Raw genomic sequence first — 20029 nt, 5'->3', positions numbered from 1 at the left:
CGGATCGCGGCCCGCTGTCACCCGCGGCTTGGGCTCGGGCGGGCGCCTGCTCGCCATCTGGCTTGCCGCCGCGCCTGCGCCGACGCCTGCGCCGCTTGCGTTTGGGGGAGCCGTCGGACTCCTCGGAGCCGTCAGCGGACGCGTCGTCCGCCTGCCCCTCGTCATCGCCGTCGCTGTCGTCGTCGTCGGACTCGTCCGCGTCCGCCGAAGCAGCTTCGCCAGCGCCGTCGCCGGCCTTGGATCGGCGGCGTCGGCGTCGGCGGCGCTTCTTGGGCTTGGCGTCGTCGTCGTCGCTCGCTTCGCCGGCCTCGACGGGCTCGCCGGGCTCGCCGGCCTCGACGGCTTCGACGGCCTGATCGCTCTCGACCGCGCCGTTGATCGGCGCGGGCCGAGCTTGGCGAGGCTCGCCTGGATCGTCGCCCGTCACTTCTGTGGCCGGCGCGGTCGAGGCCGGTGCTGCGGCCTCGGGGGAAGGCGAGTCCACGCGGACTTCGTCTTCCCGACTGCGGCGGCGGCGACGGCGACGTGGCTCGGCCTCGTTGCTGTCGAGCTCGGCAGCCGGTGCGCTCGTGGGCACGGCCTCGAGCTCCGCGCTGGTCGAGCGCTCGCGCTCACGCCCGCCCGGGCGCTCGTCACGGCTCCGATCCCGATCCCGATCCCGACCGCGCTCACGCGGCCGCTCACCGCGGTCGCGGTCGCGGTCGCGGTCGCGGCCCCGGCCCGAGCCACGATCCCCGCGCGGACCTGAACGATCGCCGCCGCGGAAGCGGTCACGGCCGCGATCCCTATCCCGAGCCCGATCCCGATCAGAGCGGCCATGCCGCTCATGCCGCTCGCCATCTTGCGAGTGCCCCTCGCTTGCCGCGTTGGAGCCGGCCGCGTCGTCGAGGTCAACCTGCTCGCGGGTGCGTACGCGATTGCTCTCGATCGCTTCGTGCAGCAAGTAGGCGACGACGCGCTCGCCGCGTGGATCATCGACCAGGCGACGCGCCAGCAGCAGCCACTCGGGTGAGACCGGCTGCGAGTAGTCGTGACTGATCCGGTCGAGCTTCACCTCGGTCCGCGTGGCCGCGAGATCATCGGCGGGCGGGAGCTTGCGCTCGGTGAACACGATGCTCTTGTAGCTCTTGGTCAGCGTGTAAAAGCTGCCGAACTCGAGGGGCGAGACGATGCTCAGCGCCTGCCCAGCACGCCCGGCGCGACCCGTGCGACCGGTGCGGTGCACGTAGACCTCGGCGTTCTCCGGGAACGAATAGTTGATGACGTGGCTGACGTGCGAGACGTCGATGCCACGCGCGGCCACGTCGGTCGCAACCAAGAACCGCAGCTTGCGATCACGGAACTTGCCCATGACCTGCTCGCGCGCGGCCTGGGTCAGATCACTCGACAAGGCGTGCGCCGAGTACCCGTTCTTCTGCAGCACGTTGGCGACCAGGCGGGTCTCCTCGCGGGTGTTGCAGAACACGATCGCAACCGTGGGATCCTCGAGGATGATGATGTCGAGGAGATCGCGGGTCTTGATCGTGCCCGAGGTTGGGTAGTAGGCGTGATCGATCTCGGCCGCGGCGATCTCGTCGCCGGACAGCTCGATGCGGACCGGGTCCCGCATGTTGCGGCGGGCGATCCGTTCGATGTCGCGCGGGACCGTGGCCGAGAACAGGCAGGTCTGCCGCTCTTGCGGGCACGCGCTGAGGATCGCCCGAATGTCCTCCAAGAAGCCCATGGAGAGCATCTCGTCGCACTCGTCGAGCACGACCGTCCTGACCCGCGACAGATCGAGGGACCGGCGGCGGATGTGATCCAGGATCCGGCCAGGGGTGCCGACGACCGCGTGGACCCCAGCCGAGAGCGCGTCGAGCTGCGGCGCCATGGCGGTGCCGCCGTAGACAGGCAGCACGTCGACGGGGCTGTCGACCGCGAGCCGGACCAGCTCGTCGCAGACTTGCTTGGCCAGCTCGCGCGTGGGCAGCAGCACGATCAGCTGGACGCCGGTGTCCTTGGCCGGTCCAAACTCGAACCGACTCGCCAACCACGGCAGGCAAAACGCGCCGGTCTTGCCGCTGCCGGTCTGCGACTGGACCAGGACATCCGTGCCCGCGACCATGGTCGCGAAGGTGCGCCCTTGGACCGAGGTCGGGGCTGTCCAGCCGAGCGCCTCGACGGCCGACTGCAGCCGGGCTGGCAGCTCGAGCTCCTCCCAGGTGGAGGGCGCGGGCTCCGGCGCGACTTCGACTTCGGGCTCGGCGCTGGGCCACCCTGTCGCCGGAGCGTCCGCGGCAGCTTCGGTCTGCACCGTCTGCGCTTGGTCTGGCGAGCGAGGAGAGCTAGCAGGAGTGCTAGCGGGGGAACTGGCGTCGTCGGATGTCGCCGCGGCGCTGGCCGCTTGGTCATCCATCGCCGTGACCGCACCGTCCCCGGAGGGGGTGGTGGTCTCGGTGCCTGGGTTGTCAGATTCGCTGGGGAGTTGCGCTTGGTCCGAAGCTTGGTCGGACCTCGTGGTCTCGGTCATCGAGGGGAACCTTCGAGCGCGCTGAGCTCCGCACGCGCTGCGGCGGATTGCTGCCTCCGCTCACGCTCCCGAGCGTGTTCATCTGTGATTCGCTCGAGTTTATGCGCCAGGTCGGGGCTTGCACCACCACAGGCCGCGCGGGTCTCGCGGAGGAGGTTGGCAAAGTCTTCGTCGGCCTCGGTTCCTGCGCCGGCCCGGAGTGGGGAACGGTCCAACAGGGCAAGGAGCCTCGTACGCATGAGTTCCACGCGATAAGAGCAATCGGCTTGGTCTTCTGGCAATCCTGGGACTTGCTGCCAGATCCCGAGACCCACGCCCCAGAGGGCGAAGGTGATCAGGACGACCGCACCGATGATGCGAATCCACGTAAAGACGCGTTTTCGGCTCGGTGATTGAGGCTTGGTCAGGTGCGCGAAGTGTTTCAGGATCGCGCCCGTCGGTCAAGCGCGCAGGCTACCTCGCGTGTCGATCTTGGGGCGCGGGTAGCGTATTTGGCGCAGGGGTGAAGCGGGCGCCCAATGGCCCCGAGCGACGGCCGCGCTCGGGATCCTCGGGATCCTCGAGGATCAGCCGGGGCATTGGTCGCTGCCGCGATCTCGGGTCGTGAACTCGAAGCGACCGGAGATCAGCAGCGGGATCGGCGTGTCCGTGGGGCGGATCCGCCGGATGACGCAGCCGCGGGACGACGACCCGTGACAGGTCAACGGCGCGTTGAGGTCGAACGCCGGCGGAAAACTGGCTTGAGACGCCCAAGAGCCGGTGTCCAGCGGCGTCACGCGAGTCGAGACGTCGAAGCCGCTCAGCTGAACCCGGACCAACACCCCATCATCGAGCTCGAGCGGCTTGCTCAGGACCGCGTTCAACACGCCGCCCACGGAGGTCAGCTCGGGTGAACCTTCGCGCAGGTCCAGGACCTCGAAGGGCGCGGGCCCGCCGGACTGTCCGACCGCGGGGTACGCGGTGACGACGTACAGACCTGGGTCGAGCGGGAGCACGAAAGACCCGGTGGCGTCGACGCGACCCTGAAAATAGAAGGGGCCCGGGAGATCGCTGTCGTCGGTGTCAGCGCGGAGCCGCTCGGCCGCGAAGATCGCGTTCTCCGCGTTGCAGTTGTCGCTGTCACTCGCGCAGGCGATCTGCCCGCGGACCAGCACGCGCGGCTCGAGCTCGAAGGGCTCGAAGCTGGTGGTCTCGGGATCAACCGCAACCTGAAAGGTCTGCGAGCGAAACACCGACCCGACCGGCTGCACGATCGAGACGCGATACATGCGGCTGGCTTCCTCGAGCTCGCCGGGGCTCAGGTCGACGCTGCAGCCGTCGTCGGGGCACTCATCGATGTTGCGGACGACCCCGCCGCTGGAGCCGTCGTTGTACGAGGCGGTTGGGATACACCCTGCGATCGCCCAGGTCACCAGATCTTCGTGATACCAGCGGGTCTCGAACCGGGCGGTGTCGAAGTTCTGACAGGTCTCGATTGTGGGTGGTGGGGTCGGGCCACCCTCGGTCTCGGTGTTTGGCAGGCACTCGGTCGAGCAGCAGGCGTAGACGCCGAGCTCGGTCTCGGTCAGCGGGACGGGCGCCCCGCTGAGCGAGAAGCTGATCGTCTGGGGCGGCTGCCAGTTGGGCAGGCACAGACCCTCGGCGCCGTCGATGTCCTGGATGTTGACCTCGGTAAAAATGCCGGGCTGCGGAGGATCGATGAATCCCTGCGCGAGGCTGTAGATCGCGTTGGGCAGACCGGTGCTCGCGGGGGGCGTGACGCTGACCCGAAAGTGACGGATCAGCGGTTCGACCGGGGCCACGATGCCCTCGCAGTAGGTGTGCAGGAACGCGGGCGCCAGGGCGCCAGGCGGATCTTCGATGCTGACGCTGGACCCGGCCGAGACGCCAGTGAGGTCGAGGCCGCAGGTGCCGGCGGCGTTGCACGCCCAGCCAGGCAGGCAGTCTTCCGTGTCGACGCAGCTCGCTCCGGTGCCGATCACGGTCGCGCTGGTGGCGATCGGCTCGTTGTGAATGAACTCGACGTTGGCCCCGCTGACCGGGACCCCCGCGAGCGTGCGGACGGATCCTTCGTTGCCGAAGATCGCTCGTTGGCAGCGGATCACCGCCGCTGTCTCGAGGTCGGCCTCCGCGTCTTCGGCGATGACCCGCTGGTACTGGCTGCGCGTCGGCGCCTCGAGCGGGGGCGTGACCCGAAGCCGCAAGGCGGCGTGGGCCGTCTCGTTGGACGAGTCGTAGCTGGGCCAGATGAATTCGACCGGTGGTGGCAGCACACCCTCGGGTTGCGGCGGATCGGTGACGGTGAGATAGGTCTTTTGCGGGCTCGTCAGCTCGGCGAGTCCAAGCCGCGAGATCATGCTGAGCCCGAGCAGCGCATCACTCGGCTTCGTGCAGGTCAGCGTGGTCTCGTCGCACACGCCGTCTTCGCAGCTGCTCCCCCCGCAATTGAGGACCGAGTGGACCTCGTTGGCGCGCAAGCGGTAGCTCTTGACCAACGAGTCGTGCTTCTCCACCCGCAGCTCGGTGCCCTGGACCTGGCGGCTGACCTCGGGATCGCAGCCCTCGAGCTCGATGCGAACGTTGCCCTCTTGAATGTCCAACCCGATGACGGTTCGGGGTGGGGGAGCCTCGGGCACGCAGATGCTGCCCAGCGCCAGCGAGCACACCGCGTCGTCACCACAGTCGATGTCATCTTCGCACTGGGCGATCGGCCCGCGATCGACGGTGCTGCAAGCTGGCGCCAGCACGCCAGCGCCGCCCAGCAGCGGCGCGGCTAGCCAGGCCGCTCGCAGCCGACGGGCGCCTTCACCGGCGCCTGTGGCTAGGGATCGGTGATGTCCGCGCATTCGCAAAAGTCGTCTCCCTCTTCGAGACATTTGAACACGTAGGTCTGGACGTCATAGGTTGCCCCGGCCGCGATATCGGGCACGCCATCCTGGACGACCTCCATCGACTCGGTCCCCGTGTCGCCGGTCTGGGTCTCACGCTTGAACCACAGCCGATCGCTGGCGATGATCGACAGGGTGTGAAACCCCGGCCCGACCGGGCGCCCGGCGCCGTTGCACAGATCGAAGCCTTCGGAGTCGCTGAGGGTGATGGCGCGAAGGTACGGCCGCGGGCGCTTGAGCACCGAGGTCTCGAACGGAGAGTAGTAGAGGGCGAGGGGCTCGCGCGGATCGAGGTAGTTGCGGTAGGCGACGTAGTCGACCGCGGTGTCACCAAGGGTTGGATCCCAATCGAGCAGCGCCGCGGCGCGAACGGGGTCGTCTGCGTCGCCGTCGACCTCGTCTTGGTCCTCGACGTAGAGCGTCACCCCGGGGAGCCGATTGGCGTCAACCTTGTTCTCGCCGCAGATACAGAACTGATAGGCGGGGTCGTCGGGATCCAGGAACGGCGGCACCAAGGTCAGGGGCGCCATCGGGCACTCGCAGCTGGCCTCCGAGCAGGCGCAGCGGGCCTCCTCGGACAGCTCGATGCCCTCGACGAAGCGAACGGGGTAGCGGTTGACGTCCGTGGTCAGGACCTGGATGTCATGGTCCGGGATCAGGCAAGAGACGCCAACCGAGGCGAGCATCCCCAGGCCGACCGCGCCCAACAGCGCGAGCGCGGAGCGCCCTGGCTTCCTACGAACACCCGCCCCAGTCATCAGTTGTCTTTTTCCTTCTCGAGCTTCTCGAGGTGCCGGAAGATCGTGCGCGGATCCACGCCGAGGTCGCGGGCGGTCTTGGTCCGGTTGCCGTTGTTGAGCGCGAGGACCTTGTCGATGTAGGCCCGCTGCCAAGTGTCGCGGGCCTCGGCCAGCGGGACGACGTCCTCGGGCGAGGCCGCGCCGGCGGGGACGTCGAGATCGAGATCCGCGGCGCCGATCTTGGGCCCCTCGGCCAACACCATGGCCTTCTTGAGGTGGTTCTCGAGCTGGCGAATGTTGCCCGGCCACGAAAAATTGATCATCGCCCGCTCGGCGCTCTCGTCGAAGCAGCTCTGGGGATCGAAGCGGTTGCCGAATTCCTTGGTGAAGCGGCTGACCAGGTAGCGGGCGACCAGCAGCACGTCGGTGCCGCGCTGGCGCAGCGGCGGCAGCTCGACGCCGATCACGTTGAGCCGGAAATACAGATCCTCGCGGAAGTTGCCCTCGTCGACCTCGCGGCGCAGCTCCCGGTTGGTCGCGGCCACCACGCGCACGTCGATCGGCACGGTCTTGGCGTCGCCGACCCGCTGGATCTGCCGCTCTTGCAGCACCCGCAGCAGCTTGACCTGCAGGGCCAGGGGCATCTCGCCGATCTCGTCGAGGAAGATCGTGCCGCGGTCGGCGGCCTGAAACTTGCCAACCTGGGTTGCGATCGCGCCCGTGAACGCGCCCTTGACGTGGCCGAACAGCTCGGACTCGATCAGGTTCTCGGGGATCGCCCCGCAGTTGACCGTGACGAACGGGCCCTTGGCGCGCGGCGATCGATCGTGGATCTCGTGGGCGATGAGCTCCTTGCCGGTCCCGGTCTCGCCGGTGACGAGCACGGTGATGTCGGTGCTGGCGACCTTCTCGACCCGCTTGTAGACCTCGATCATCTGGGGGCAGGCGCCGATGATCGAGCCAAACTTGACGTTCTCGAGCCGCTCGGCCAGCTCGGTCTTCTCTGTGCGCAGCTCGTTGAGCAGCGTGGCGTTCTTGATGAACAGCGCGGCCTGGCTGGCGAACACCTCGAGGGTCTCGAGCTGCTCGGTCGTGAACAGGTCGATGACGTCGTTGTTGCCGACATAGATCAGGCCAAGCAGCTCGCCGCGGACCAGCAGCGGCGCACACATGACGCTGGACAGCTTGAGGTTGATGACCGACAGGCTGTTTTGGAAGCGGGTGTCGTGCAGCGCGTCCGAGATGATCTGCGGCTTCTTGCTGGAGATGACCGCGCTGATGATGTCGTCGGACAGCAGCGCGGCTGGATCGTCGACGGGCTCGCGCTCGAGGTTGCGGGCCACGCGGATCTCGTAGCCGCTTGGGTCCTCGGGGGTGCTGGCCCCAGCCAGCACCAAGAAGCCCTTGCTCGCGTGGGTCAGGCTGACGACTTGATCGATCAGCTCGTCGAGCAGGCCATCGAGGTCGGCCGGCTCGGACAACAAGCGCGAGAAATTTTGCAGCTTGTGCATGGCCGCGAGCTGCAGCGCGGACTCATCGTGGATGACGTCCTTGCGCGAGGTCGCGGAGACCTCGTCGAGCGCCGAGAAGGTCAGCTCGCGGTCGCCGATCACGAACAGCTCGCCGTGGCGCAGATCCAGGCTGCGGGTCTTCTTGCCGTTGACGAAGAAGGGGTTGGATCGGGCCGTGGACTCCAGGCGGTAGCGACCCGGCTCGTGGCTCAGCGTCGCGTGGGCGGGGGCGACGTCGGGGCTGTCGATGATCACGTCGCTGTCGCGGGACGAGCCGATCGTGGTCAGGCGGCGGACGATCTCGAGGCGAGCGGGCTTGCCGTCGGGGGCCGTGTACTGAAGGTGCGGCATGAGCGTGCGGGTCGGGGTCGGGGCAGGGGTCGAGGTCGAGGTCGAGGGTCTAAAATTGCAGCGTCACGCCCAGGCCAAGGCCCGCTGGCATGAACACCGGATGCGGCTTGACCCTGAGCCTAACACTGGGGCTGTCGGTGGGTAGCGGGGGCTGACCCGGGGATTGGCCCGGGCTGGGGGGCCCCTCGCTGGAGCCAGATTTTTTCCGCTTGGGGGCCGCTTCGGCCTCGGTCGCTTCGAGCTCGGCGTCGAGCTCGCGGCGCGTCTTCTTGCCGCGCTCGATCACCTCGATCGGCTTGAACAACACCTGCGCGAGGGTGAGATCCAAGACGATCGAGCTGACGAACACCCAGCCCATGATGGTCTCGGCGCTGCGGATGGTCTCGACCGCGTCCTGGCGGGCGGGGATGTCTTGCTCGCGGATGTTGTCGGCCTTGCACTCGAGCGACTTGGGGTTGAAGCCGTCGGTGCGGACGCACCCAAACACGGTTGAGCGGTAGATCAGCAGCCCCAGCGCAGCGCCGCCCGCGACCAGCTCCAGGGCCAAGAAGCCGCCGCCGATCCCGGGGTTGCCGTTGGTGAAGTGGCCAACGCCGAACGGCAGCAGCGCCAAGCCACGGTTGCGCTTGACGACCTCGGTCAAGAACACGTCCTCGTTGGCGAGGTCCTCTTGCAGCGCCCCGATCTTGTCTTGCGCGGCCCGGTAGTCGACGCTCAGCTCGGTCAGATCAGCTTCGCAAGCCAGCAGCCGGCCGCGACAGGCCTCGGCCAGCTGGGCGTCACGCTCGCTGCGGACCCGGGCGACCAGCTCGTAGAAGGGCCGGCCATGCAGGCCGCTCGGCGGCGCCCAATCTGGGCTGCTGTCGAGCAGGCGCGTGATGTAGAGCTGGGCCTGTTCAGCCCGCTCGGTCTGCTCGAGGCCCTCGTCGAGGAGCGTGGCCTCGGCCAGGTAGCGCAGCGCCGACTCCCGCTGAAATTCGTCGTCGATGTCGGATTCTCGGATGATCGGCTCGAGGAGATCGCGTACCTCGGTCCAGTCGCCCTTGCGCCAGGCCTCGATCGCGCGATCGATCCTGACTTTGACATCCGAGCTGGTGCCCGGCGCGGCGGGACCCTCGGACGCCACCTTATTTGGAGGTGCAGCGAGCACGGGTCGCGCACCAAGCGAGAACAAGACGGCCGCGCAAAGCACGCTCCGTGTCCTGCCCCAGATCTTGGGACTGATGCTGGGAGATGCGCTGGTGTGTCGTCGGAGCATCCGGGCGCCCGTTGGACGCGGAGCCTACCGGATTTTCCGGCGCCACACACGACCTGGCTCTTTTACCCCCAGCCGCCCCGACTCGACCCGTACTCGGCTTCGCCTCCGTGCGCGTCGACACCCTCGCTTCGCTCGGGCCCAAGGTCGGGTCGTCTGTGGGAACGCTTCGCTCCCTACTACTCGTCGAACTTCTCCAGATTGATGCGGATCGGGTTGATGCCTGGCGTGAGCTTGAATTCCTCGGTCTTCGAGCGGTAGCCGGCCGACTTGAACTCCAGCTTGACGACCATTTCGGTCTCGCCTCGCTGGAAATTGAGCTTTGGAAAGTTGTTGGCCGTGCGCTTGTCGGCGCCGCAGCCCTCGAGGCAGCTGACGATCAGCTGGGTCAGCGGGATCGCCCCGGGCTGGAACACCAGCTGCGCGGGCTTCGAGGTGGCCAGCAGGATCTGCGGGTCGCCGGTGCGACAGTCATCGGGCGCGAGCACGGCCGACCCTGTGTAGCTCGCGCCCGTGAGCCGGACGGTGGTGTACTCGGTGATGTCGATCTGGACCTTGCCGCTGGCGGATAGCGGCTTGATCCCTTGCTTGGGGACGAGCAGGTGATAGTCGCCGCCAGCGAGCAGCGAAGCCGGCAGATCCTGAACGTGGACAGTGCAGGGCACGCTGGCGTCTGGCCGCCCGCCACCGTTGGGGCGCGAGCCCCCGTCGCTCCCCGCGTCGGCCTCGGGGTCACCCGTCTCGGTGCCGTCGCCCGCCTCACCGCCGTCGGTCTCGGTCTCGGTGACCACCGGCGGTCGCTCGAGCGGGTCGAGTCCCGGGATGATGTAGTTTCGTGACGAGCTGTCCGCACCGAGCTCTTGGCTGTGGACCCGGCCGGGTGTGGGCGGGTCGGGCTGCAGCAGCAGCACGCCAGCGGCGACGATCCCGACCAGCGCGACGGCCCCGCCCGCGGCCATGGCCTGGCGCATGCGTTGGCCGCGGATCCGCACCTTGTCGAGCATCGCGGCCGCGCGCTTGTTGTTGGGCTCGAGCTCGAGCACCCGGGCGAGGAGCTTGAGCGCGCGCGCGCCGTTTCCATCTCGCATCGCGCGGGCGGCCCGGCGGGTGAGCTCGCGGCACACGCGGGCGTCCGCGCTCTCGGTGTACCGCTCGGGGTTGGCAAAGTAGGCGGCGAGCTCTTCGGGCAGAGCCTCGACAGCGAGGCTCTGAAGGTAGCCCTCGAGCGCCTTGGCCAAGCTGTTGGCGCTCTGGTAGCGGTCGGCTGGCTTGAGCGCCAGCGCGGTGGCGATGATCGCCGCGAGATCTTCGTCGACCTTGGGATCGACCTGGCGCGGCGGCTTGTAGTCGCCCTCGAGGATCCGGTTGAGCACCTGGGCGGGGTTGCGGCCCGCGAACGGCAGCTCACCCGTCGCGAGTTGGTAGAGCATCACGCCGAGCGCGAAGATGTCGATGCGCTTGTCGACCGGGCCGCCCTTGATCAGCTCGGGCGCCATGTAGGCCGGGCTGCCCAGCAGCTGGCCCGTGGTCGTGAGCCGCTGGGTGTCCAGGATCTGCGCGATCCCGAAGTCCATCAGCTTGAGGCAGCCGTCCTCGCGGATCATGACGTTCTCGGGCTTGATGTCCCGGTGCACGATCCCAAGCGAGTGGGCGTGCTCGAGCGGCAGACACAGCCGGTGAGTGATCATCGCCGCCAGCACGGGGTGGGGGACCCAGCGATCGTCGAGCCAGTCGCGCAGCGTCACCCCGTGGATGAACTCGCACACGATGTAGCTCTCGTGCGCCCGGCTCGGATCCGAGCTGTCGAAGATCTCGACGATGTTGTCGTGGTGCAGGCGGGCGACGGTCTTGGCCTCGCGCTGCAACCGGCGGCGAGACTCCTCCCGATCCGCGAGGTGGGCGTGCAGGACTTTGACCGCGACCTCGCGATCCAAGATCGTGTCGCGTCCGCGATAGACCACGGCCATGCCGCCATGCCCGACCTCTTCGAGCATGTCGTACTTGTCGAGCTTTTGCCCGGCGAGGCTCGGCATGAGTGCAGTACAGCGGCCACGCGACTTGGGTCGCGGGCTGAATTCGGGTCGAGAGACCCCCTGGATCATGGTCGGCCGAAAACCCGCCCGCGTCCACCAGGTGTTTTCAGCGCGGGCCTGGGCTTCTCGCCCGCTTGCTGACTGTTTTCAGCTCGGGCGAGGGCCTCTCGCCCAGCGGTAGTCCCGCGGCGCCAACTAGGTTGGCTGTCGGGCTGTCGGTCTGTCGGTCGAGCGCGGCCGGTCCAGACGAGAGCGGCGAACTCGGTCAACGGCGCCGCGCTCTCGGGTATCCTGCCTGCGCCGACCTCATGAACGAGCGCAGCGTCGTCCCCCGGAGCTTCGTCCCGCGGCCATCTGAAGGGCTCAACTATCCAAACCTGATGCAGATGTTCCTCGGGCGGGTTCGCAAGACCCCCGAGCTGACAGCCCTTCGCTTCAAGCGAGACGGGCTGTGGCGACCGTTGAGTTGGCGCGGCTGGGAGCTCGCGGCCCGTGAGATCGCGGCGGGCCTGATCACGCTGTGCGGCGTGGAGCCGGGTGACCGCGTGGCCCTGATGGCCAACACCCGGGTCGAGTGGGCGCTGTGCGATCTGGCGATCTCTCTGTGCGGCGCGGTGTCAGTGCCGATCTACGCGACCTCGGCGGGACCCGAGGTCGCGTTCATGCTCGCTGACAGCGGGGCCAAGGTGCTGATCGTCGAGCGCCCGAGCATGCTGCGACGGCTGCATCGCGAGTACCAAGAGGGGAGCGGTCCGCCCCGCGCCCGCGGTCACACGATCTGCATCGACGCTGGCGACGAGCCCAAGACCGAAGCGGGTGACGAAGCCCCCACGCGCACGACCCTCGACGAGATCCGCGAGGCTGGCCGCAGCACGCTCGCCGGGGTCAACGACGCCCACACCCAGATCGAGTCCGCGGTCGCGGGGACCGGGCACGACGACACGTTCACGATCGTCTACACCTCGGGGACCACCGGCCGGCCCAAGGGCGTGATCTTGACCCACAAGAACCTCGTCTACGAGGCTTGGGCGATCAAGAACAGCATCGCGGTCGATCGCACGGACCTGCAGCTGCTGATGTTGCCGCTGGCCCACATCTTTGGCCGACACCTGCTGTGGGCGGCGGTCGAGAGCGGGGCGGTCACCGCCTTCTGTGGGGGCATGGAGACCGCGATCGTCGACATGCGCGAGGTCGCGCCTACCTACGTCGGCGCGGTCCCACGCTTCTACGAGAAGTTGCAGCGCAAGCTCGAGGCCGAGCTGCTGGCGCGCAGCCGGGTCGAGCGCGCGTTGGCCGACATGGCATTCGATGTCGGCAGGCGTGTCAGCGGGTGCCGCCAGCGCGGGCAGACGATCTCGCCGGTGCTCGCGGCCAAGCACCGGCTCGCCGACAAGAGCGTGTTCGAGCCGATCCGGGCTCGGTTTGGTGGAAAGCTGCGCTTCTTCGTGTCTGGGGCTGCCCCGCTCGGGCGCGGCAGCGCGGAGTATTTTCACGCGCTGGGCCTGCTGATCCTCGAGGGCTACGGGCTGGCGGAGACGACCGGGGCCACCAACGTCAACCGGCCGGACCGGTTCCGGTTTGGCACGGTTGGGCCGGCGCTGCCGGGTTGCGAGGTGCTGGTGGGCGCGGACAACGAGATCCTCTTGCGTGGCCACAACATCATGGCTGGCTACTACGTAGCGGGCAGCGAGCCAGACACGTCGCTCATCGACGCGAACGGATGGCTCCACACCGGCGACGTCGGCGAGGTCAGCGAGGGGTTCTTGCGGATCACAGATCGGCTGAAGGATCTGATCATCACGGCCGGCGGGAAGAACGTGGCGCCACAGAAGCTCGAGGGCCGGCTGCGTGCGCGCGAGGGGATCGGTGACGTGCTGGTGACCGGCGACCGGCGGCCCTACCTCGTCGCGCTCTTCAGCCTCGACGAGGCCGAGATGTTGGAGATCGCCTCGCGCGAGCGGCTTGGCTGCCGGGGCTACGCGGATCTCGCACGTCACCCCCGGATCCGGGAGATCGTCGCGGGGTACGTGGCCGAGCTCAACGAGAGCTTGCCCCGCTACGAGACCATCAAGAACTTTGCGATCTTGCCCGAGCCGTTCTCGCCCGAGCAGGTCACCCCAACCCAGAAGCTCAAGCGCAAGAGCGTAGAGGCACGCAACGCGGGGCTGATCGAGGGGCTGTACCAAGCGAGTGAGCAACGCACGTGAGCGCTGTCGCAACGGGCGTGTTTCGCGCTGCACACACACCGCTTGACCTGTGTTCGCGGCCGCGATACCTACCCGTCCCCCAACAAGAGTGACACACAGGGCTGTAGCTCAGGGGTAGAGCGCTACCTTGACACGGTAGAGGCCGGCGGTTCAAAGCCGCCCAGCCCTAAGACCTCGACCACCAGATCGAGAACGAAGACCCCGGCCATCCAGCCGGGGTCTTTGTTTTGGTGGCCACGCACGCAGAAATATCGGGGCGCGACCCAACTCGCTGGCGCCGAACGGCCCAGAGTCTGGGCGAGAAACCTGGCCCGCACCGCTAAAACTCTCGATCTGGGTGCTTGACGAAACTAGCGGGACGGGACAACGTGCCGCCGACCCGGACCGCTCGCCGCTCGTCGGCACGGCCCGGGTCACCTACAGAATTTCAGGAGAACGAGAAAATCGGACGCAAACGCTCGAGGCCCGCACCGCGTAAAAGGGAGACTCACCGAGTCGGACGGCGAATCCGGGTTCGCGAGGTCCGCGTGATTGATGCTGATGGATCCCAGCTGGGTATCATGCCCACGCAGGACGCCATGCGGCGCGCTGAAGAACAGAGCCTGCAGCTGGTGGAGGTCAACCCCAAGACCACGCCCCCAGTTTGCAAGATCTTGGACTACGGCAAGTTCAAGTACGAGACCGCAAAGCGCGAACGCGAGACCAAAAAGAACAAGAAGACGCAGGAGCTCAAAGAGGTCAAGTTCAGGCCCAAGACGCACGACCACGACTTCGACTTCAAGGTCAAGCACGCCCGTCGCTTCCTCGAGGACAACAACAAGGTTCGCCTGTTGGTCCAGTTCCGAGGCCGCGAGATCACCCACCCGGAGACGGGACGTGACGTGCTCAACCGTGTCGTCAAGGCGGTCATGGATCTGGCGACCGTCATCCAGATGCCCAGCATGGAGGGCAACCGGATGAACATGATCCTCGCGCCCAAGCCCCGGCGTGACGGCGGCCCTGCCAAGCCCAAACCAGCTGCGCGTCCCGCAGCCAAGCCTGGCGACGCCAAGCCAGGTGGCAAGTCCGACGACAAGCCGGATGACGACAACGAGGACGAGGACGATCTCGACGACGACATCGACGATGATGACGACGGCGACGATGAAGACGACGACGACGATGATGGCGACGACGACGATGATGACGGCGCCGACGACGACGACGACGACGACATCGATGATGATGATGACGACGACGACGGCGACAAAGCCGACGACGACAGCGACGATTCCTAATCCACAGCCCCAGCAGCGCAACGTGCGCTGAACGATCGGCCTCGCACGGTCCACGGAGTCCTCTCCGTGGCCTTGCAGGCCCCCCATCGCTGGTGTAGACAACCGAGCCCTGACGCCCATCGAGGCCCAGGCGCGACGTCGAGGTTCACGACATGCCCAAGATGAAGTCCCACAGTGGAGCCAAGAAGCGATTTCGCTTCACCGCGACCGGCAAGGTCAAGCGGAAGCACTCCCACAAGAACCATATCCTGACCAAGAAGAGCCCTAGCCGGATCCGCAAGCTGCGTGGCACGACCATCGCCTCGAAGCCGGACGAGGTTCGTGTTCACCAACTGCTGCCCTACGGCGCCAAGTGAGGAAGTGAGCCATGCCCCGCGCAAAACGAGGATTTAAAGCTCGCCGTCGTCGCAACCGGATTCTCAAGGCCGCCAGCGGCTTTCGTGCCGGTCGCCGGACCATGTACCGCCGCGCCGTCGAGGCCGTCCACCACGCGTGGATGCACGCCTACACTGGCCGCAAGCAGAAGAAGCGGACCATGCGTCGGTTGTGGATCGTCCGCATCAACGCCGCCGCGCGCCGACAGGGCGTCAGCTACAGCCGCCTCATGGATGGGTGCAACAAGGCTGGCATCGAGCTCGACCGCAAGGTGCTCGCCGATCTCGCGGTGTTCGATCCAACCGGCTTCGCCAAGGTCGTCAAGACCGCCCAAGCCGCTCTGTAGGGCAACCGCCAGCCAAGCAAACCCGGGCCTCCAGCCCGGGTTTTGTCGTTGGGTTGCGCGTGACCACGAAGCGAGCGAGGATCATCGCAGAGGACATCGATGACCAAGGCCGACATCGTTGACAGGGTCTGCGAGCAGGTCGGGGGCTTCTCCAAGAAAGAAGCCGCGGACCTGGTCGATCAGGTGTTCGACACCATCAAGGTGGTGCTCGAGACCGGCGAGAAGATCAAAGTCTCGGGCTTTGGCAATTTCGTCGTGCGTGAAAAGAAGCCTCGCCCCGGTCGCAACCCGCAGACCGGGCAAGAGATCACGATTGAAGCGCGGCGCGTGCTGACCTTCAAGCCCAGCAACGTGCTGAAGACCGCGCTCAACGGTGAGTGACGCCTAGGCTGTCTCCACCAGCCATGAGCCACGAGCCATGAGCGACGCGTCCAAACCAGCTGGAAAGGCCACTGCGGGCCGATCAAAGCGGACTGAGTCGGGCAAGGCGGGCAGCCTCGAGCTCGGCACCGACAAGCTGTACTTCAAGATCGGCGAGGTCGCGGAGATCGTGGACGTCGCGGCTCACGTCCTGCGCTACTGGGAGAGCGAGTTCTCGCTGATCAAGCCGCAGAAGTCGCGCTCGCAGCAGCGCGTGTACCGGCGCAAGGACGTCGAGAACCTGCTGCGGATCAAGCACCTGCTCTATGCCCGCAAGTTCACGATCGCGGGCGCCCGACAAGAGCTGCGTGGTGGCACGTCGAAGATCGAGCGTGCTCCGGTCGCGGGGCTGTACTTGGCGCGTCGTTCCCTCGCCGACGTCCGCGAGCAGATCGATCAGCTCGCCGCCGTGGTTCGGGCCGAGCCAGAGCCTGCGGATCTCGCCGCCGATCCGGCCCAGTTTGTTCGTGACCAAGCGTCGCTTGGCGACGGCGCGACCACACCGGAGCAGCAGCTGTTGAAGCGTCCCAACCGCCGTCCGGCCCAGGACCCGAGCAGCTGACCGGCCGGCCCAGGTCAGAGTCCGCGCCAGTCTCCGCAGCGGGAATCAACGATAGGGGCTTGCCGAGCGGATATCGAGCTGATATGAGCCGTCTCCCGCCGGGGCGTAGCGCAGTCTGGTAGCGCACTTGACTGGGGGTCAAGGGGTCGAAGGTTCGAATCCTTTCGCCCCGAACGGCGTAGCGAGCGGTCCTCACGGACCGCTCGCTTTTTTTTGGTGACCCGCCGGACGGCAGCCCGAGCGACTTGGGGGGAGCCGGCAAAACTTGATACATGGGGGTCGTGAGCCGTCCGCTGATCTTGGTCTCCAACGACGACGGAATTCGGGCGCCCGGCCTTCGGGTGCTCGCCGAGGTCGCGGCCGAATTTGGCGAGGTGCTGGTGTGCGCACCCAATGAGGAGCGCTCGGGTTTCAGCCACGCGATCTCGCTGCGCGCGTCACTTCGTAGCGAGCGGGCGCCAGAGTTTGGCGAGCGCTGGTTCGCGGTCTCGGGGACCCCGGTCGACTGCGTGTACCTGGCGTGCCTGCACTTGTGCGAGCGGCTGCCGGATCTCGTGCTGTCGGGGATCAACCCTGGCTACAACCTTGGCGCCGACGTGTTCTACTCGGGGACGGTCGGGGCGGCGCGAGAGGGCCTGCTGCGGGGCTGCTCGTCGCTGGCCGTGTCCGTTCAGGCCGACGCCAACCCCGAGGTCGCGCTGCCCTTCGTGCGGACGCTGGTGCCCCGGTTGCTCGCCGAGGCCCAAGCGGGGACCCGGCACTTGCTCAACCTCAACGTCCCGCGCGAGGGTGGAACCAAGGGGCTGCGCGCCGCTCGGCTTGGGCACCGCCGCTATCGTGACCAGGTCGCCGAGCGCGAGGATCTGGCGGGCCGCAGCTACTTTTGGATCGGCGGACCGCCGGCGCCGCTCTCGGGTGGTGACGACGACGACGCGTCCGACACGGGCTTGGTGGGCCAAGGGTACGCGGCGCTCACCCCCCTCGAGATCGACATCACCGCCCCGGATCTGGGCGACTGGGTGGAGTGGATCTCGGCGTCCTCCGGCCGCTCGACCGGCCAAGACTGAGAGTTTGCGATGACCGAAACCAACACGATCGAAGCGATTGATCCGGGCGACCACGCGCGCCTGCTCCGTGAGCTGCAAGCCAAGGTCCGCGCGATCCCGGACTTTCCGAGCGACGGCATCTTGTTTCGCGACATCACGCCCGTGCTCGCCGATCCGGCCACGTTTGCGAGCGCCGTTGACCTGCACCTGCATCAGATCCGCGACTTGATCGGGTCGATCGACGCGATCGTGGGCATGGAGGCGCGCGGGTTTTGGTTTGGGCCGATCCTCGCCCACCGGCTCGGCATCGGGTTCGTGCCGGCCCGCAAGCCCGGCAAGCTGCCCGCCCCCACGATCGCCGAAGACTACGCGCTCGAGTACGCCAGCAACACGCTGCAGCTCCACGCCGACGCGCTGTCCAAGGGCGCGCGGGTGCTGATCGTCGACGACTTGCTGGCCACGGGCGGCACTGCAGCGGCGGCGACCGCCTTGATCGAGCGGCTCGGGGGCAAGGTCGTCGCGCAGCTGTTCATGATCGAGCTGCTTGGGCTTGGCGGTCGCGCGCGTCAGGGCGACGTCCGGGTCGAGGCGATGCTGCAATTCTGAGCGGCTTCAGGCAGCGCCCAGATCGAAGCGGCGGACCGCGAGCGCCTCGAGCAGCGCGCTGTCTTGGCCGTGGGCTGCGAGCAGGATCGCAGCACCGGCCGCGCGTCGCTGAACCAGCCACGCCGTGAGCCGGGCGCAGCTCTCGGCGTCGACGCCCGCGAACGGCTCGTCGAGCACGTACAGGGCCGCGTCGCCGCACGCGAGGGCCGCGAACGCCAGCCGCCGACGCATCCCCACGCTGTACGTGGTCGCCAGCAGATCCAGCGCCGGACCGAGCCCCGCGAGCCGCTCGGCTTGCTCGAGGGACGCGCGCGCGTCGAACACGTCTGCATGAAACTCGAGCAGCTCACGGCCGGTCAGCCCCGGCGGCAGGTCGGACTCTTGGGCCAGGTAGCGCAGAGCTCGGCGCGCTTGGATCGGGGCGGCGCGCAGCTCGTGGCCCGCGATCTCGATCGTGCCCGCGTCGGGGATCACGGTCCCGCACACGCAGCCGATCAACGTGGACTTGCCGGCGCCGTTGGGGCCGAGCAGGGCTGCAGCTTCGCCAGCTTGCAGCTCGAGCGAGACGCCGTCGAGCACCACGTTGTCGGCGTAGCGCTTGCTCAGATTAATGGCGCGCAGCGGGAGGCTCACGGCTCGAGTGCAGCCCAACACGGCCTCGACCGCAAGTGTGCGCGCGGCTGGCCTGCGACACTAAAAATCTCCTGCTCCACGGGCGCGACGAGGGAATCAACTCACCCGCGGGCAGGAGATGCGACTCGGAGCGGTGCGTCTTCCTCTCCGCAGCTTCGGACCCGTGGTCGTGGCGGTGGGTTTCGCCGCGCACGAAAAAGATCGAGGTTACTCGGAGCTCGCTCGCGCCGGGCGATCGCCAGGCCGCGCCTGCACGGCGTGGACGACGATCAGCGCCCACCCGGTGATCAGCGCCAGCCCGCCAACTGGGGTCACCGCGCCCAGGATCCGGGGTCCGCCCAGGGCCATGGCGTAGAGCGTGCCCGCGAACACCACCACGCCCACGCAAAAACACAGGGCTGCTCGGCCGCGCCAGGGCGACCACGCGCCGGCACCCCAGCCAACCGCCAGCAGCGCGAGCGCATGGATCTGTTGGTAGCGCGCCGCCGTCTGCCACCACTCGAGCTGTTCGACAGATATCCGAGCCTCGAGCCCGTGGGCGCCAAACGCCCCGGCCGCGACGCCGAGCAGCCCCAGCAGGCCTGCGATGATCAAGGTCGAACGTTGGGTGATGCCGGTCATGGGTGTGGTCACGGTTCTGGTCAGGGATCTTCGCCCGCCGCGAGTTGTTGCTCGAGCCAGCCACGCAGCTCGACGCGGGCGCCGTTAGCGAGCACCACCTGATAGGGGAGGTTGGTCTTGAAGCTGCGCGCGGCGATCTCTTCGAGCCACGGGTCGAGCTCGACGATGTCGTAGCCGATCCAGTCCCACTTGGTGCGCAGCATCGAGGCGAACTGCTCCGCGGTGTACTCGCCCGGCTTGCTGTCGTCTTCGGCCTGATCGATGAAGCGAAGCCCGCTCGCGCTGATGAGATCGATCGCCTTGGTGATCGCCGGGTCGGCCGGCGGTCGCTCGGCCAACGGGGGCGGGGACGCGGTCGCGGCGGGCTCATCGTTGGCCGTGAGGGTCATGGGGCTGTCGCGGGCCGGGTTGACCTGGAGTGGCCGCATCGGCTCGTGGGCGTCGCGCGGCGGGGCCTCGTGACAGGCCAAGATCGCCGGAAGGATCATCGCCAACACTGACGAGCGCGCGCGCGGGGTGGGCACGGGCGTCACCGTAGCGCGATCCCACGAGCTGTGGCCATCAGGCGCCGCCCCTCACAGCCCCCCGAGCCCGAGCCCCGGGCCGCCGCGCGGTTCGATGCGGGGGGCGGCAGATCGGAAGAGCGTCG

The 20029-nt window shown here is 67.7% G+C and carries 17 protein-coding genes and 2 tRNA genes; 10 read left to right on the top strand and 9 right to left on the bottom strand.

Features of this window, described 5'->3' with window-relative positions; genetic code table 11:
• The 6 genes from DB30_RS36680 to DB30_RS36650 all read right to left on the bottom strand — a co-directional run.
• On the bottom strand, nt 1-2293 hold a 2293-nt coding region (locus tag DB30_RS36680; RefSeq protein ID WP_052558036.1), incomplete at its 3' end, for a DEAD/DEAH box helicase.
• A gap of 782 nt (nt 2294-3075) precedes the next feature.
• Nucleotides 3076-5355, bottom strand: a complete 2280-nt coding sequence (locus DB30_RS36670; protein ID WP_146662252.1) for a hypothetical protein — start codon at nt 5353-5355, stop codon at nt 3076-3078.
• Nucleotides 5331-6155, bottom strand: coding sequence for a hypothetical protein (locus DB30_RS36665; RefSeq protein ID WP_146662250.1), 825 nt, complete (start codon nt 6153-6155; stop codon nt 5331-5333). Before DB30_RS36665 ends, DB30_RS36670 begins: the two co-directional genes overlap by 25 nt.
• The gene (locus DB30_RS36660) at nt 6155-7999 is read right to left on the bottom strand and encodes a sigma 54-interacting transcriptional regulator (RefSeq protein ID WP_052558029.1); all 1845 of its coding nucleotides are present in this window, start codon (nt 7997-7999) and stop codon (nt 6155-6157) included. Before DB30_RS36660 ends, DB30_RS36665 begins: the two co-directional genes overlap by 1 nt.
• A 49-nt stretch (nt 8000-8048) precedes the next feature.
• On the bottom strand, nt 8049-9125 hold the full coding sequence (locus tag DB30_RS36655; protein ID WP_052558026.1) for a hypothetical protein: 1077 nt from the start codon (nt 9123-9125) through the stop codon (nt 8049-8051).
• Between the two features lie 308 nt (nt 9126-9433).
• Nucleotides 9434-11287 carry a serine/threonine protein kinase gene (locus tag DB30_RS36650; RefSeq protein WP_052558025.1) on the bottom strand — a complete coding sequence of 618 codons (1854 nt, stop codon included), beginning with the start codon at nt 11285-11287 and terminating at the stop codon, nt 9434-9436.
• A gap of 308 nt (nt 11288-11595) precedes the next feature.
• Here DB30_RS36650 and DB30_RS36645 point away from each other — a divergent pair, with 308 nt between their 5' ends.
• From DB30_RS36645 to DB30_RS36595, 10 genes are all read left to right on the top strand, one after another.
• Nucleotides 11596-13494, top strand: coding sequence for an AMP-dependent synthetase/ligase (locus DB30_RS36645; protein WP_052558023.1), 1899 nt, complete (start codon nt 11596-11598; stop codon nt 13492-13494).
• 97 nt (nt 13495-13591) lie between these two features.
• Nucleotides 13592-13663 (top strand) — tRNA-Val (locus DB30_RS36640).
• Between the two features lie 199 nt (nt 13664-13862).
• Complete coding sequence (gene infC / locus DB30_RS36635; protein WP_276204413.1) at nt 13863-14771, top strand: translation initiation factor IF-3; 909 nt, start codon at nt 13863-13865, stop codon at nt 14769-14771.
• 152 nt (nt 14772-14923) lie between these two features.
• Nucleotides 14924-15127 (top strand): 50S ribosomal protein L35, encoded by a 204-nt coding sequence (gene rpmI, locus DB30_RS36625; protein ID WP_052558020.1) that lies wholly within the window; start codon nt 14924-14926, stop codon nt 15125-15127.
• 11 nt (nt 15128-15138) lie between these two features.
• The gene (gene rplT / locus DB30_RS36620; protein WP_052558018.1) at nt 15139-15492 is read left to right on the top strand and encodes a 50S ribosomal protein L20; all 354 of its coding nucleotides are present in this window, start codon (nt 15139-15141) and stop codon (nt 15490-15492) included.
• A 99-nt stretch (nt 15493-15591) separates the two neighbouring features.
• Nucleotides 15592-15873: an integration host factor subunit alpha gene (locus tag DB30_RS36615; RefSeq protein WP_052558016.1), complete on the top strand. Its 282-nt coding sequence runs from the start codon at nt 15592-15594 to the stop codon at nt 15871-15873.
• 37 nt (nt 15874-15910) lie between these two features.
• Entirely contained in the window at nt 15911-16474 is a 564-nt protein-coding gene (locus DB30_RS36610; protein ID WP_146662246.1) for a MerR family transcriptional regulator, read from the top strand.
• Between the two features lie 99 nt (nt 16475-16573).
• Nucleotides 16574-16647: transfer RNA gene (locus DB30_RS36605), tRNA-Pro, on the top strand.
• 108 nt (nt 16648-16755) lie between these two features.
• Nucleotides 16756-17541 carry a 5'/3'-nucleotidase SurE gene (surE, locus tag DB30_RS36600; RefSeq protein WP_165704106.1) on the top strand — a complete coding sequence of 262 codons (786 nt, stop codon included), beginning with the start codon at nt 16756-16758 and terminating at the stop codon, nt 17539-17541.
• Between the two features lie 9 nt (nt 17542-17550).
• Complete coding sequence (locus DB30_RS36595) at nt 17551-18126, top strand: adenine phosphoribosyltransferase (RefSeq protein ID WP_052558013.1); 576 nt, start codon at nt 17551-17553, stop codon at nt 18124-18126.
• 6 nt (nt 18127-18132) lie between these two features.
• Here the strand turns inward: DB30_RS36595 and DB30_RS36590 are convergent, their stop codons facing one another.
• The 3 genes from DB30_RS36590 to DB30_RS36580 all read right to left on the bottom strand — a co-directional run bounded on the left by DB30_RS36590 (nt 18133) and on the right by DB30_RS36580 (nt 19904).
• Nucleotides 18133-18759 (bottom strand): ATP-binding cassette domain-containing protein, encoded by a 627-nt coding sequence (locus DB30_RS36590; protein WP_052558011.1) that lies wholly within the window; start codon nt 18757-18759, stop codon nt 18133-18135.
• A 207-nt stretch (nt 18760-18966) separates the two neighbouring features.
• Complete coding sequence (locus DB30_RS36585; RefSeq protein ID WP_240480412.1) at nt 18967-19392, bottom strand: DUF423 domain-containing protein; 426 nt, start codon at nt 19390-19392, stop codon at nt 18967-18969.
• 8 nt (nt 19393-19400) lie between these two features.
• A complete protein-coding gene (locus tag DB30_RS36580) occupies nt 19401-19904 on the bottom strand; it encodes a YfeK family protein (protein ID WP_052558007.1) in 504 nt (167 codons plus the stop codon).
• Nucleotides 19905-20029 lie beyond the last annotated feature (125 nt).

It is taken from the genome of Enhygromyxa salina, from assembly GCF_000737335.2.
Classification (GTDB): domain Bacteria; phylum Myxococcota_A; class Polyangia; order Nannocystales; family Nannocystaceae; genus Plesiocystis; species Plesiocystis salina_C.
Note: the sequence above shows the minus strand (reverse complement) of the source record. Positions and strands in the feature narration are given on the sequence as shown.

Coding starts and splice junctions, on each gene's coding strand:
- DB30_RS36670 (WP_146662252.1), bottom strand. CDS start 5,355: ATGCGCGGACATCACCGATCCCTAGCCACAGGCGCCGGTGAAGGCGCC.
- DB30_RS36665 (WP_146662250.1), bottom strand. CDS start 6,155: ATGACTGGGGCGGGTGTTCGTAGGAAGCCAGGGCGCTCCGCGCTCGCG.
- DB30_RS36660 (WP_052558029.1), bottom strand. CDS start 7,999: ATGCCGCACCTTCAGTACACGGCCCCCGACGGCAAGCCCGCTCGCCTC.
- DB30_RS36650 (WP_052558025.1), bottom strand. CDS start 11,287: ATGCCGAGCCTCGCCGGGCAAAAGCTCGACAAGTACGACATGCTCGAA.
- DB30_RS36645 (WP_052558023.1), top strand. CDS start 11,596: ATGAACGAGCGCAGCGTCGTCCCCCGGAGCTTCGTCCCGCGGCCATCT.
- rpmI (WP_052558020.1), top strand. CDS start 14,924: ATGCCCAAGATGAAGTCCCACAGTGGAGCCAAGAAGCGATTTCGCTTC.
- rplT (WP_052558018.1), top strand. CDS start 15,139: ATGCCCCGCGCAAAACGAGGATTTAAAGCTCGCCGTCGTCGCAACCGG.
- DB30_RS36615 (WP_052558016.1), top strand. CDS start 15,592: ATGACCAAGGCCGACATCGTTGACAGGGTCTGCGAGCAGGTCGGGGGC.
- DB30_RS36610 (WP_146662246.1), top strand. CDS start 15,911: ATGAGCGACGCGTCCAAACCAGCTGGAAAGGCCACTGCGGGCCGATCA.
- DB30_RS36595 (WP_052558013.1), top strand. CDS start 17,551: ATGACCGAAACCAACACGATCGAAGCGATTGATCCGGGCGACCACGCG.